Genomic DNA, 14496 nt, shown 5'->3' on the forward strand with positions numbered 1-14496 from the left:
CGAGGGCTTATTTAGCACTCGCACCTTGAGGTGTCCAAAATGTCTGTAAATTCAGTATTTTCAATGCATTATTAACATATTTAGGCTCAATCCAACGATCAACATCAATATTGCCACGAATCAATTTAAGGTCTTGCCCTGCTTTTAATTTTTGCTTGATCAGTGCAACGTTATAGCCATCAAAAATAGGAGAACTATGTCGTTTCAAATCTACACCTGCGTATGCTTTGTCAAAGTTGGCATAAGGCAAGCCTGATTTTGACCAGAGTTTAAAAAGCTCGGTTTTATTGGCAGGATTACTTTCCCAAGCAGCTTGTTTCACCAATACATTAACAATCCGTTGTACAGTTTCGGGGTATTTCTGTTCAAATTTTGAGTTAACTAAGACATAGCCTGAAAGCCGATTTACCGCAGGTTCTTGTTTGGTGCTATAAATAATTTTGGCAATTCCTCGATCGACAACAGGAAATAAAGTCTGATTACTCCAAATCGCATCTAAATCACCACTCGCTAAAGCTGAATAACCCACTGGCCCATCGGTATTCACAAAACGGAAGTCTTTTTCAGATAAACCTTGTCTTTTCAATGTACTAATCAAAGATAAATGGATATTTGTACCTTTAAAGAAACCAATTTTTTTACCTTTTAAATCGGTAAATGACTTCGCAGTTGAACCTGTTGGCACAGCTAAATAGGCATTGTCATTACTTCCGCCTACAGCGATTAAACGTGTATCTAAACGACTGGCTTTACCAATTAAAGACGGTAAGTCACCTAACCAAGTGATATCCACGAGACCATTGGCAAAAGACTCATTAATTGCAGGACCTGCACCCTTAAAGTTATTCCACTGAATCTTGATACCATCTTTTTGAAATTCTTTTTCAATCAAGCCTAATGTTTGTGTGGTTGAATAATAATTACTATAGCCCACAGGTCGATTACCTGTACCGACATAAGGGGTGGCTAAACGAATGACTGTTGGCTTTACTTCTGCGGCAAAAATCTGTGCGCTTGAAAATAAAGTCGTTGTTGCCAATACACTACCTACGAGTATTTTTGACCATGCTGACATTGTATATTCCTCTTTAGATTTTAAAATTTTGACTAAAAGCCATATTGGAACTGCGCAACCAGTTCGTTATATTTTTGGTTGATAATTTGATTGTCTACGTGATTAAAATTGAGCTGAAATTTAGTGGTTTCAGCAAAAAATGCATTTAAACCAATACTGTGAATATCTATCTTTTGATGATCTAGATGGGTATCTCGGTCGATGCTGTCAAAACGGTAAAAGCTTTGATAGGATTTCGGCCACCAGTCGTCATAGCGACCTTGATTACGGAAACCTTTGACAAATTGCTCACCAAAATTCCAAAATAACGTACCTGTATGTGCTTCACTTTTACGGTTATAGACACCGCCTGTGGCATTAATGAAAGTATCGTCTTCACCCTGTACATATTCATAGGTCACGCCAAAAGGATGGTGGTTGTAATAAATATCAAAACCTTTACGTAGGACATCACCTTTGCCTGCAAAGCTCGCTTCAGTACCACTTAAATCAAATAAATTGCTTTTGCCCTGATACCAAGACACGCCAAAGCTCAGTTCACGTAACCACGAGTTATATTCAGCAGGTAAGGTGTAACGTAAACGCCCAACAAAATTTTTATCATCATTGTCATCTGACTTATTTGCTCCATTACCATTGACCAAACCAAAGGCATAACTCAACATCGGTGAACGGTAGTTATAGCCATAATCTACAGTTGGAAATGCATCACCACGCACAATCAAACCCACTTCCCGCAGTGCCAAACCGTAGCCATAACCTGGTAAGCTAAACAGTGCGTTGTTAATGGTTGGTTTTAAGTCTTCAGTTGCTTGTACTTCTTGCCCAAAAGGCAAAAGTTGCTGACCCAAAGTGGCACTCAAACGTCCTGTGTCTAAACTTATGGTGGGTAATATGTTATAGATCAGCTGTGCATCTAATAAATTTAAATAACTGTTATTTGTACCTGACTGCGGTGAAGTACCAAAACGCAAATTAAAGTCTAAGTTTTTTCCCTCGTTATAATCTTTATATAAATTGCCACTAAAACCAATTTGCACCGCACCCAAATCAAAGGATGAATGACGATCATTCACCGCTGTCGTCGTATTTTTGCCATTGGGGTTGATATGTTGTGATTCATCCACATAAGCAGCTTTGGCTTGCACTACCCCATTGATCAACAACTGACGGGTTGACAACGCCGTCTTGGTGTCTCGTTCACGTTGAACTTGGTACTTATAATTTTCCAAATCACTTTGCATGCCTTGAAATTCAGCCTGCGTGACATAACGCTGATCTGCGTTTTCAGCTAAATTTTCCGTAGCAAGATCTGTAGTAGATGGTTCTATCGATTCTGCAACGGAAGTCACTGGTGAATTTTGTTCAGTCGATTGATTTTTTAAACGGTTAATTTCACTTTTTAACTGTTGTAATGAACTTTCGAGTTGTGCAACCTGCTGTTGTAACTGCTGAACATCGCTATCGGCATGGCTTAATGAAATACTGGCACTCAATAAACTCACCGTTGTGAGAACATATTTAAAATTTTTCTTCATCAAACGTATACACCTACAGCTTTGCAAGTGATACATCAGTCGATTTAATCAGCACAATCACTTGGCTTCCGACTTGTAACTCAAGTTGTTCCACAGAACGAGTCGTAATGACTGAAGTAAAAATACCTGATGCCGTAACGACATCGACCTCAGAAACGACATCACCTTTAATAATTTCTTGGATTGTACCTTTTAACTGATTTCTAACATTGATAGATTGAATGGTCATCATTAACTCCTAATTTAACTTAGAAATTAATATGTAATATTTTCATAATATTCAAAAATAATATAAAAATATTTTAATATCACTTTTAATAAAATAAAAAATTAATATTTTAAATATCATTGACTTTATATTTCAAATACTGAAGATCTTTAATAACAATATTTTCATACTGCCACTCAATAATATTTAAACCCACTAGGTTTTTTATTTCTTTATTAATTGTTTGTCTGGAAGTAGATAATAAATCGGCTAAATCATGCTGTGATATTTTTAAATAAATTTCTATCCCTAAAGGATGATGCAGACCATATTGCAATGCCAAATTTAACAAAGTCTTACAAATTTTTTGATGTAAATTAGCAACATGCAAAAACTTAATTTCGGCAATAAGGTGATGCATTCTGAGTGCAATAAGGTCAAACACATCTTGATTTAAACCATTGTTATTCTTTAATTCTTCTAAAAAAATCTGCTTTGGAATCACCAAAACACGCACTTGATTAAATGCATAATAGTCATAATCAATAATGTGCCCTTTTAAACAAGGCAGTGCATTGATTAAATTTTTTTCTGAAAAATAATTAAAAGCATGAAAACGTCCAGATGCACTTAAATATCCAATATGAATAATACCATCCATAGAATATAAAGTGCTTCCGAACAATTTTCTTTATTTAAAATTAATTCATTTTTTGATATTTTTAATATAAGCATAATCCAAAATATATTTAATATTATCTCCTGACAAACTTTTAAAAATATTTTTTAAAACATCAAAATTAGAAACAGAGTTTAAGTCATAATATTGCATAAAAGTATCCATCTAATATTTTATTTAATATTAGATGGAGAATAAAAATCGATCTAATGATTTATTCCGCTATTCAACGCTTATTTTATGCAAAGTTATTTTAAATTTTATCTGTACTTATGAAACTTTTTCATATACCCCTTCTTCACTCAAACGATAATCCTTGATATCAAATTTTTCTTCTTTCACAATTGTTTGACTTAAACGTCCATCCACGCCGACAGGAATATCACCTTCTAAGGTCACACGGCGTACTACACGGTGTTGATCACCATAATCATTGATTGCGCGATGCTGTGTTGCACGGTTGTCCCAAATTGCAACATCACCTGCTTCCCAACGCCAACGGACAATATTTTCCTGTTTTACGACATAACTTTGAAATAAATCAAATAATTTACGTGAGTCTTTGCTATTAAAACCGACAAAACGTTTGAAAAAATGCCCTAAGACCAAGGTTTTTTCACCTGTTTCAGGATGTACACGTACCAAAGGATGTTCGGTTTCATATTCTGTAGATTTAAAGAAATTTCTATACTTTGCCAACGCTTCTTTATTAATGGTCAGCTCACCACTGGCATAATCATAATCGTTACTGTGTACAGCACGAAGCGTATCAGCCAAGGCTTTTAAAGGTTCAGGTAATGATGCATATGCCGATGTAGTATTTGCCCAAACAGTATCACCACCTGCTTCAGGTGCAATCACACTACGTAAAATCGAGGCTTTAGGGTAAGCATCTAAAAAAGTAATATCGGTATGCCAACTATCTGCACGTGCACCGTGCGCTGAATCTAACTCTAAAATATGTTTAGAACCATTTTTAATGGGTACAGTAGGATGATTCAGTGGTGTTCCCAAACGTGCAGCAAATGCTTCTTGTTCTGCATCATCCAAATGCTGCTGTGCTTTAAAGAAAATCGCTTTGTATTGCAACAATGCTTGATTAATTTCAGCAATAACCTGATCCTCTAATTGTCCAGATAATTTTACACCCGAAATTTCCGCACCGATTCGACCTGTGATGGGTTTGACTTGAATGTGTTGATAGCTATAGCTCATTGTTATTTCCTCAAAATTTTATCATTAAATAAGAACAAAATTGTCTATGGCTTGATCTTGCCAAAAGTCCTTATTCCAATCTGTCAAATAAGTGACATTTTTATGCTGTATTTTGAATAAATAAAAAAATTAAAATGATTTAGCGCTCAAGCCACTCACACAATTAAGAAAATCATCTAAATTAATCTTGTCAAAAATGAATTTTGCAGCAAATTTTTTGATTATTTTGCAGTAATTTAAATCCTTTCCTGTCTTTACGTGGCGAAAAAAAAACCGTCATAAATGACGGTTTTTTTGTGGTCTAAACCTATTATTTTGGTTCAAAACGCTTGGTTAATTTGGTCAAACCCGTAGCCAGTTTCTGATAACCTGTTGGTAATAAACGTTGTGCCAAATCGACAATTACCGCATCGCCACCAATCAATAAACGGCGTTTGTCTGCTAAAACTGCATCCAAAATTTCTTGTGCAGCTTCGACCGCAGGTTTACGCAACAGTTTATTAAATGCTTTCGCTGATTTATCAGGATTCATACCCAATGATTTTAAGCTGTCGTTCATACGCGCATCATTGGCAATGTTGGTACGAATACCCCCTGGGTGTACACATAGTGCACTCACGCCACATTTTTCAATATCAAGTTCTTGGCGTAAAGACTCAGTAAAACCACGTACCGCGAACTTCGTTGCGTTATAACCTGACTGCGTTGGCTGAGCAGTTAAACCAAAGATACTTGAAGTATTGATGATATGCCCCTCACCTGTTTGCTTAATGTATGGTAAAAACTCTTTCGTACCATAAACCACGCCCCAAAAGTTAATCCCCACGATCCACTCTAATTCTTCGTATGTTTCACCCTCGACGGTTGCACCCAGCGCTACACCGGCATTATTAAAGATCATGTTGACAGAGCCATGATCTTTAACAGTTTCTTCTGCCCAAGCCTTAACTTCAGGCTGTTTTGCTACGTTTACTTTTTTTGATGTTACTCGTACATCATATGCTTTTAATAATTCAACAGTTTCGGCCAAGCCCTTTTCATTGACATCACTGATGGACAAATGACAACCTGCTTTTGCTAATAGAACTGCCAATTGTTGTCCCATACCTGAGCCTGCACCTGTAATTGCAGCGACTTTATTTTTAAAATTTTTCATTGAGTTTCCTTGTTTGAATTCTTTCTGTATGTACTTTTTCTATACATACACTCACAGCTACACTATAATTTTGACAATGACTATTGTCAATATAATATGTTAAGCTTTTCAATGTTGATGAGTTGCTCAGAAGTATGACGTAAATTTCAACTATTTTTATTGATCAAATATTGCTATTTGCACACTTAATTTGGCACAAATTCATATGACTACACACGTATTAAATGAAACGATGCAACATGCTCAGAACGAAAATACATCTAAAAAAATGGTAAAAGAAAGACAATTTAAAGGTATGTCTCTTTCTGAACGAAAGTTAGCTCGCCGTGAAAAACTGATTGAAGCGGGTATTGAAACCTATGGCACACAAGGATTTTTTTCAGTTACCGTGAAAGACGTCTGTAACGAAGCTAAACTGACTGAACGCTATTTCTATGAATCTTTTAAAAAAAGCGAAGAACTATTTCAAACCATCTTTTTACAATTGATTGATCAATTACAACACAATGTAATGCAAGGGGTCATGCAAGCTTCTCCTGAGCCTAAAAAAATGATTCATTCGGGCTTATTTGCATTATTTTCTATGCTCAAAGCTGACCCACGTATGGCACGCATCATTTATGTCGATGCGATGTTGGTGCAAGAGTTGCACAATCAGGCAACAATCCATGAAACCATGAGTCGCTTTGACCGTATGATTCAAGCTTTTGTCATGTTAATGATGCCGCAGATCAACCACAGCGAACAGGAAATTTCATTGGTCTCGACTGGCTTAAATGGCTATGTTACACAAATTGCAGTACGTTGGGTCATGGGTGGTTTTAAACTTTCTGTCGAACAAGTGGTCTTTGCCTGTGAAGCGGTATTTTTTTCATTATTAGAATCTTTTTCTGAAAAACAAAGTGCTTAAATATACCTGAACTTCTCAACCTTTAAATTTTTCATCCCGATATGAAAAATCAATGTCGACCATTATTTTATGGATTTAGCATACAAATTCAAAAGTTTTGTCACAAAGTTTTGCAAAAAATAGCCAATATGTTTTTTTTGCAATGATACTGTCATAATTAATCTTTGTAATAAGCCTGTCATAAATAATAAAACGGTACACCGTTCATACATAGGATATTGCGTTGTGAAAGATGACTATATTTTAATCGTCGATGACGAACTTCCAATTCGCGAAATGATCCATACCTCATTAGATATGGCAGGTTTCCAATGCTTACAAGCAGAAGATGCCAAACAAGCACATCAAATGATTGTCGATCAACGCCCTTCTCTAATTCTATTGGATTGGATGATGCCTGGCGGAATTAGTGGTGTGGACTTGTGCCGCCGCTTAAAACGTGATGAGAATTTAGCTGAAATCCCTGTAATTATGCTCACTGCACGAGGTGAAGAAGATCATAAAGTGCAAGGCTTAGATGCAGGGGCTGATGACTATATGACTAAACCCTTTTCAACGCGTGAATTGGTTTCTCGTATTAAAGCCGTGCTACGTCGTGCCAATGCACTTAGTGGTGAAAAATCGATTGATGCCAATGGTCTAATCCTCGACCCTGTCAGTCAACGTGTCAGCTTTGGTGACAGTATTTTAGAAATGGGACCAACAGAATACCGTTTATTGGCTTTCTTTATGACTCATCCTGAACGAGCATATACACGTGCACAGTTGCTTGACCAAGTATGGGGCGGTAACGTCTATATTGAAGACCGTACTATTGATGTACATATCCGCCGTTTGCGCAAAGTATTAGAACCCTATGCTGCAGATCGTTACGTACAAACCGTTCGTGGTACAGGCTATCGTTTTTCGACACGTGCTGATGTCGCTTTAGGCTAAATTTAGGTCAGTTTTTTTATGTATGAACCCTACCCCGTCCCAGATCTTGCACGTGAACATAAACGATTTCGTTACAGCAGTTTATGGACTTTTGCTAAACAAGATTTAAGACTGTTAGCATTTTTATTCGTCATCGGATGCTTTATCGGTTTTGGGATTGGGTACTTTTGGCTCTGTATTTCTTTGTCTTTTGCAATTTTTTTTATTTTGCAACTTCGCTCGTTATATTTGGTCAATGAGTGGATTTCTAACCGTCCTTATGATGTACCACCGAATTTAAATGGAATTTGGGGTGCATTGCTATTTAATGTGTATCGTGCCCAACGTCAAGAACGTGTTGTTCAAGCCGAAATGGTCGGGTTAATTGATCGGGCACAATCATCCTTGGTTGCGTTAGCAGAAGCTGTCGTTTTAACTGACGAGTTACATCAAATCGAATGGTGGAATCCTGCGGCTGAAAAATTACTTGGCATCCAAATGCTTGATCGTGGTCGCAATTTATTGACCATTATTCGCCAACCTGGATTTATTGAATATTTTAACAATATTGACCAATATCCTGACGGAATAAAAATAAAATCAATGGTTTACGACGAACATTATGTACAGATCAAACTCACTCGCTTCGGCAGTGAAAGTCGTTTATTGGTCGCTTATGACGTAACCCGAATTCATAACTTAGAACAAATGCGTAAAGACTTTGTCGATAATATTTCACATGAATTACGCACACCGCTCACGGTTCTCAGTGGTTATATTGAAACATTTACTGATCAAGAAGATTTAAACCCACGTTGGAAACGTGCTTTTGATCAAATGCAATCACAAACGCGACGTATGAATGCCCTAGTGAATGATTTATTGCTCTTGTCACGTCTTGAAGGCAATAAACAAATTGCTAAAAATCAAATCATTGAAATGCCAAGTTTAATGAATCAATTATTTGATGATGCACAAGCCTATAATGTCGATTATGGACATACGCTCAATTTAGACATCGACAGCCATTGTGACTTGATCGGCTCTGATACTGAACTTGCGAGTGCTTTTAGTAATTTAATTACCAATGCCATCAAATACACCCCTAAAGGGGGCTCAGTTACAATGGGATGGCATGATGATGGTTTACATGGTTATTTCACAGTACAAGATACAGGGATCGGTATTGACCCTAAACATTTACCTCGCTTAACTGAACGTTTCTATCGAGTGGACAGTGCACGTAGCCGACAAACAGGTGGCACAGGTCTAGGTTTAGCGATTGTGAAACACGTACTGATGCAACATAATGCTTATTTAGAAATTGATTCTATTGAAAATCAAGGCTCTACATTTAGAGTGGTATTCCCTAAAGAACGCTTATATAACCCTGAATAATTTTTGTTCTAATCTACGTCTTAAAATAAACAAAAGGTGAAGAATATAATCTTCTTCACCTTTACTCAAACTAAGTATTTTTAAATACTTATAGGATATGCCCTAAAGCCTCACCCATGACAACCACGGAGTTCGCTTTAAATTGTGCATCCCAATTCATTTTACCTTGTTCAAATAAAACGATCGCGGTTGAACCTAAATAGAAGCGTCCTAACTCATCACCTTTTTCAAGTTTTAACTCATGATGGTTGAGTTCCAAGCGACCCGATGGTTTCACCTTACCTGTTGCTACAGTTTCGATGCCTGCAACAATCATTGCACCCACCAAAACAACAGCCATACGACCTAATTCTGTATCAAACAAACACACCATACGTTCATTACGGGCAAACAAACCTGGCACATTTTCCGCAGTCGTTTGATTGACAGAAAATAATTCACCTGGAATATATAACGTTTCAGTTAATGTGCCTGCAAAAGGCATATGCACACGATGATAATCACGTGGTGACAAATAGACGGTCGCAAACTCACCATTTTTAAACGGTGCTGCAAGCTGCGGATCACCAATCAATTTTTCAACTGAAAAACTTTGACCTTTGGCTTGAAATACATCGCCTTCTTTCACTTGACCTAATTGGGAAATTGCACCATCCGCAGGTGAAACAATACTATTTGCATCTGTATCAATTTCACGCACACCCTCTTTTAAAGCACGGGTAAAAAACTCATTAAATGATTTATATTTTAATGCATCACTTTGCTGTGCAATCGACATATCAATGCCATATTGTGCTTTAAACGCTTGAATGACGACATTTTTAACCAATGGATTTTCACTAGCTGCAAGTTTACCCACCACACGGCTGAGTTGTTGTTGCGGTACTAAATTTTGAGCACGAATAAAAATTTGTTTTTTTAAGTTTGAGGTTAGACTCACGAAGGTGATTCTCCACTAATAATAGGACTGTCGAGGCGGTTGCCCCATTCGCTCCACGCACCATCATAAGCTTGAATGTTCCAACCGAGTAATCGACCTAAGATATACGCTAAGCCTGAACGATGATGTGATTGACAATACACCACCACAGGTTGATCTAAATGAAAGCCCAATTGTTCTAAACGTTGTTGCGTGCGTTCTAAAGGATGCAATTTTAAATGATTTTGACGATTAATTGCAGTACTCCATTCAAAATGTCGTGCATTTGGAATATGACCACCACGTCTTGCTGCTAAGCGTTGTCCTGTATATTCTTCTGTCGTACGGCAATCCCAGACTTGTACTGCGTTTTGTTGTACTTTTTCTAATAATTGATCATATTCGATTCTATATTTTTCTATATGTTGCAAATCCACCTGAACCAAATTTTCTACTTTTGTGAATGCTTCAACCTCAGATGAAGTTGGTAAGCCTGCACCTAACCATGCATGAATACCGCCATTCAGTAAACTGACATGTTCAAAGCCTAAACACTGTAAGTTCCAAATCAAACGCCCAGCCCACGCACCGCCTTCATCATCATAAACCACCACATGATGCTCAGGAGAAATGTTTAAGTAGTCTATTAAAGCAGCTAAACCTTGTTCATCAGGCAATAAACCCGAAGCATGTTCTTCTTGTCGCACTAAATACTGTGGCTTAAGATGTAGTGCATGTGGAATATGTAATTGTTCATAAACCGAGCTACGGCTTAAATCAACAATGCGTAATTTTTCATGTCCTAAGTAAGGAACAAGCTGTTCAGCTTCAACCAACAAATCAAAATTAAAAATGGGAGCAGTCATACGATTTTTTGAATTTTAGCAGGATTATTTTAACCATCTTAGCATAGTCTTTTTTACGGTTTAGCTGATTTCCTGCATTTCTTTAGCAAAAAATCAGCTATCGTTTTTCTTCTAATTGCTTGGCTCAGCAATTTCAAAAACCTGACGTAGATAGGCTAAAAAGGTATCATTATCCGTCATTGTTTTTCCTGGACTGTCAGAAATTTTTGCCACAGACTGACCATTACACTCCACCAATTTTAACACAATATTAAGCGGTGTTTGTCCCATATCATTGGTCAAGTTAGTGCCAATCCCAAAACTCACTTGAAAACGGTCTTTAAAATATTGGTAAAGTGCCCAAGCCCGCTCTAAATCTAAACCATCACTAAAAGTTAACATTTTGGTTTTGGTGTCAATTTTGAGTTTACGATAATGCCCATATGCTTTATCTCCCCACGTAAATGGATCACCACTGTCGTGACGTAAGCCATCAAATAATTTCGCAAAATATAAATCAAAATCACGTAAGAATGCATCCATTCCCACAACATCTGTGAGGGCAATACCTAAGTCACCACGATACTCTTGCACCCATGTTTCTAATGCTGATTTTTGAAAATCTCTTAAACGTACATCTAACGCTTGGAAAGCTTGTAAAAACTCATGTGCCATGGTGCCAATTGGAAAAATATTGAGTTCTTTCGCAATGAGAACATTACTGGTTCCACGGAAAATGTTTGGTGCGGCTTTATGAAAAGTTTGAATCACATGGCGTTGCCAATCTAGACTATAACGGCGACGTGTCCCAAAGTCAGAAACTAAAAATGGAGGATCATTTGGTTGAATCTGTGCTTCATATTTTTGCATCAGAACCACTTTGGCTTGTAAACGACGCTCACCTTCTGCCAAGACCTCATCTGAACGAATACGGCGAAAATAGAGTTCATTGACAATAGCCAATACAAAAATTTCAAACATCATTGCTTGAACCATGGGACCTTCTACCCAAATGTCCAAACGTCCTTCTGCATCAATACCTGCTTTAATAAAACGGCGCTTGAGTTGAAATAATTCTAAATAATCAACAAAGTCACTTTTGATAAAACGTAGCGTGCGTAGATATTGTAATTCGTCTTCTTTAAAGTTGAGCTGACAAAGATAATCTAGCTGTTCATTCAAATCATCTAAAATATCCGTCAATGGATATACGGTATCTTGTAAATTTCGGCAACGGAAATGGTATACGCTATGTGTTTGTGGAAATTTATGAAGTACCACTTGCAACATTGTAAATTTGTACAAATCCGTATCAAGCAATGACTGAATGATGGGTTGCATATTCGATCCAATTAATCTGTATCTTCTCACTATAAAAACTTAATCAAAACTTGCAAATCAAAAAATAGATGATCTTGCGTTTTTAACAAAAATCTGACGACTTTCAATTTTTAAATACCATGAAATATCCAAATAGTTATAATTATATTATAATAAAATAATATTTAATATTTTATCATTAATATATATTGAAATTAAATATTTTTTTAATTAACATTAAATAAGATATAAATGTATTTAAAAATGTCAAAATCTAAAAATACTTTTTATATTTTCAAAATAAATGGGGTCAAATTAGGAAATCCTTATGTCAAAACTTAATTTAAGTGCATTAAATGAAATTGATGGTTTTATCGCAGCAGCATTAGTCGACAGTTCAAGTGGTTTAGCACTAGGAGCTGCAGGTACAGGCTTAGATTTAGAACTTGCAGCAGCAGGAAATACTGAAGTAATTCGTGCAAAGCGCAAAGTTGCTAATGCACTAAAACTTAATGATAAAATTGAAGATATTCTAATTACTTTAGGCAAGCAATATCATTTGTTACGTCCTTTAGACCGTAATGATGAGTTATTTTTATATTTGGTTTTAGATCGTCAAAAATCTAACCTTGCGATGGCACGCCATGAATTACGTGCCTTTGAAAAAGAACTTGATTTTTCTTAAGTAGAATTAGCTACCACCACATTTCGTGGTGGTAGTTCTATCATTTTGCCAAAATAACTAAATGAACATTATTATTTAATTTATTGATTTTTATCCGCAGTATTATTTTTCAATTTGGTCGCATAATCTACGCCATGTGATTGTAAGTATTCACGGATCAGTTGACGTACAACTTGCGATGGTGTGATATCTTGTTGGTTACATAAGTCTTCAAATGCTTTCTTTTTGATCGGATCAATCAAAATAGTCAATCGTGCAGTTTTATTTTCCATGCGTCTCTCTTCTATGATTAATTATAACTAAATTATAATTTAATTATAATTCAAATTCATCTATTTTTTATGCACTTTACATTTCTTCAATATTTTTGAATAGCGAAAATTTGCAAAAAGATTTATTCAACATCATCTATGTTTGAAAATTTTCCAACTGCCCAATAACCGCTTCACAACTCTAATTCGAGCTTAAAACACCTCTTGCTTTAGTCAAAATTCAAACAACTAAAGGCTATAATTGTATAAGCTTTTCGTTAGTTCAAAAATTAGATAAAAGCATATTTTCGCAAGAGATTTATTATATAATTGCCTTTAATGGATAAATTTTTTTATTATAAAAATGACCGTATAGATAGATTGTTAAACCAATGTTCTATAATTTCTATATTTTTCAATACATTATATCTTTTCAGTCATTTCAATTATTAAGCGCATAAATTTGATAAAATTCATATGGTTAAAAAATATCAGTCATGGTTCAAATATGCGTGCGTTATTACAACGGGTTTTACAAGCAAAAGTAGTTGTTGATGGTCAAATCACAGGTGAAATTCAATCGGGTATCTTGGTTTTTTTAGGTCTAGGAAAAGATGATAATTTTGAAAAAGGCAAAAAGCTGATTGATAAAATTTTGAAATATCGTTTTTTTGATGATGAACAAGGCAAAATGGGCTGGAATGTCAGCCAAGCTGGTGGTGGCATTTTACTGGTTTCACAATTTACCCTCATGGCACAAACTCAAAAAGGCTTACGCCCTGATTTTGGTCCTGCGATGCCCCCAATTGAGGCTGAAGCACTCTATGATCAACTGGTTGAATATGCCAAGACCCAATTTGAACATATACAAACGGGTATTTTCGCTGCCGATATGAAAGTTCACTTGGTCAATGATGGACCTGTGACCTTTAATTTAGAAGTGGAATAATCCATATGATTTCGATTGCACAGAAAAATTGATTGAAATCATAACTTCCAATGTTAGGTCAATTTTCACTTGGAGTTGACCTACTTGTGCTCTTTTCAATCACAAAGTCCATATGCGTTCGATACGTCAGTCCTTGCTGATCTATTACCTCAATCATCAAGTCTGTATCTTGTGAACTTAGTCAATACTGATGCAGTGTTAAAAATGCAGGTAACTATTTATTAAAGTAAAACTGACCTTTTGATAAATCCCCCCTGACTTCAACAATGTGTGTCACGGTTTTATTCAAAATATAGAGATCAATAAAAGTTATGGCAGGTGTTGGTTGTAACTAGGCACATCCGTTGAATAGATGATTAGCAAATAAAATTAAATACGTATTTTTTATTTTCATTCTTTTATTTAGTAAGAAACTGATGCGTTTTAATCACCA

The 14496-nt window shown here is 36.1% G+C and carries 15 protein-coding genes; 5 read left to right on the forward strand and 10 right to left on the reverse strand.

All coding sequences use genetic code 11. The annotated features are described in order from the left end of the window. Positions 1-7 precede the first annotated feature (7 nt). The 6 genes from HUV91_RS12390 to HUV91_RS12415 form a co-directional block, all read right to left on the reverse strand. A complete protein-coding gene (locus HUV91_RS12390; protein ID WP_174493539.1) occupies positions 8-1075 on the reverse strand; it encodes an ABC transporter substrate-binding protein in 1068 nt (355 codons plus the stop codon). A 32-nt stretch (positions 1076-1107) separates the two neighbouring features. Further along, positions 1108-2613, reverse strand: a complete 1506-nt coding sequence (locus tag HUV91_RS12395) for a hypothetical protein (protein ID WP_174493540.1) — start codon at positions 2611-2613, stop codon at positions 1108-1110. A gap of 13 nt (positions 2614-2626) precedes the next feature. Further along, the gene (locus tag HUV91_RS12400; protein WP_130074859.1) at positions 2627-2842 is read right to left on the reverse strand and encodes a TOBE domain-containing protein; all 216 of its coding nucleotides are present in this window, start codon (positions 2840-2842) and stop codon (positions 2627-2629) included. Positions 2843-2951: 109 nt separating this feature from the next. Continuing rightward, complete coding sequence (locus tag HUV91_RS12405) at positions 2952-3482, reverse strand: Crp/Fnr family transcriptional regulator (protein ID WP_228721857.1); 531 nt, start codon at positions 3480-3482, stop codon at positions 2952-2954. Between the two features lie 288 nt (positions 3483-3770). Beyond that, positions 3771-4715: a TauD/TfdA dioxygenase family protein gene (locus tag HUV91_RS12410; protein ID WP_174493541.1), complete on the reverse strand. Its 945-nt coding sequence runs from the start codon at positions 4713-4715 to the stop codon at positions 3771-3773. Between the two features lie 310 nt (positions 4716-5025). After that, the gene (locus tag HUV91_RS12415; RefSeq protein WP_130074862.1) at positions 5026-5871 is read right to left on the reverse strand and encodes an SDR family NAD(P)-dependent oxidoreductase; all 846 of its coding nucleotides are present in this window, start codon (positions 5869-5871) and stop codon (positions 5026-5028) included. Between the two features lie 232 nt (positions 5872-6103). Between HUV91_RS12415 and HUV91_RS12420 the strand changes: the two genes are divergently transcribed. The 3 genes from HUV91_RS12420 (at position 6104) to phoR (ending at position 9094) form a co-directional block, all read left to right on the forward strand. Continuing rightward, positions 6104-6781: a TetR/AcrR family transcriptional regulator gene (locus tag HUV91_RS12420; protein WP_227554801.1), complete on the forward strand. Its 678-nt coding sequence runs from the start codon at positions 6104-6106 to the stop codon at positions 6779-6781. Positions 6782-7006: 225 nt separating this feature from the next. Continuing rightward, the gene (gene phoB, locus HUV91_RS12425) at positions 7007-7717 is read left to right on the forward strand and encodes a phosphate regulon transcriptional regulator PhoB (protein WP_130074864.1); all 711 of its coding nucleotides are present in this window, start codon (positions 7007-7009) and stop codon (positions 7715-7717) included. An 18-nt stretch (positions 7718-7735) separates the two neighbouring features. Next, a complete protein-coding gene (gene phoR, locus HUV91_RS12430; RefSeq protein WP_174493542.1) occupies positions 7736-9094 on the forward strand; it encodes a phosphate regulon sensor histidine kinase PhoR in 1359 nt (452 codons plus the stop codon). Between the two features lie 88 nt (positions 9095-9182). Here phoR and asd read toward each other — a convergent pair whose 3' ends face one another. From asd to pncB, 3 genes are all read right to left on the reverse strand, one after another. Beyond that, positions 9183-10034 carry an archaetidylserine decarboxylase gene (asd, locus tag HUV91_RS12435; protein ID WP_174493543.1) on the reverse strand — a complete coding sequence of 284 codons (852 nt, stop codon included), beginning with the start codon at positions 10032-10034 and terminating at the stop codon, positions 9183-9185. After that, positions 10031-10879: a sulfurtransferase gene (locus HUV91_RS12440; RefSeq protein WP_174493544.1), complete on the reverse strand. Its 849-nt coding sequence runs from the start codon at positions 10877-10879 to the stop codon at positions 10031-10033. Before HUV91_RS12440 ends, asd begins: the two co-directional genes overlap by 4 nt. Before the next feature lie 111 nt (positions 10880-10990). Further along, on the reverse strand, positions 10991-12199 hold the full coding sequence (gene pncB / locus HUV91_RS12445) for a nicotinate phosphoribosyltransferase (RefSeq protein WP_174493545.1): 1209 nt from the start codon (positions 12197-12199) through the stop codon (positions 10991-10993). Positions 12200-12506: 307 nt separating this feature from the next. Between pncB and HUV91_RS12450 the strand changes: the two genes are divergently transcribed. Next, the gene (locus HUV91_RS12450; protein WP_174493546.1) at positions 12507-12863 is read left to right on the forward strand and encodes a roadblock/LC7 domain-containing protein; all 357 of its coding nucleotides are present in this window, start codon (positions 12507-12509) and stop codon (positions 12861-12863) included. A gap of 80 nt (positions 12864-12943) precedes the next feature. On the opposite strand, the gene HUV91_RS12455 is transcribed toward HUV91_RS12450, so the two are convergent. Next, complete coding sequence (locus HUV91_RS12455; protein ID WP_130074870.1) at positions 12944-13135, reverse strand: CopG family transcriptional regulator; 192 nt, start codon at positions 13133-13135, stop codon at positions 12944-12946. Positions 13136-13622: 487 nt separating this feature from the next. Between HUV91_RS12455 and dtd the strand changes: the two genes are divergently transcribed. Next, positions 13623-14063: a D-aminoacyl-tRNA deacylase gene (dtd, locus tag HUV91_RS12460; protein WP_174493547.1), complete on the forward strand. Its 441-nt coding sequence runs from the start codon at positions 13623-13625 to the stop codon at positions 14061-14063. Positions 14064-14496 lie beyond the last annotated feature (433 nt).

The organism is Acinetobacter sp. Marseille-Q1623 (genome assembly GCF_902809895.1).
In the GTDB taxonomy this organism is placed as follows: domain Bacteria; phylum Pseudomonadota; class Gammaproteobacteria; order Pseudomonadales; family Moraxellaceae; genus Acinetobacter; species Acinetobacter piscicola_A.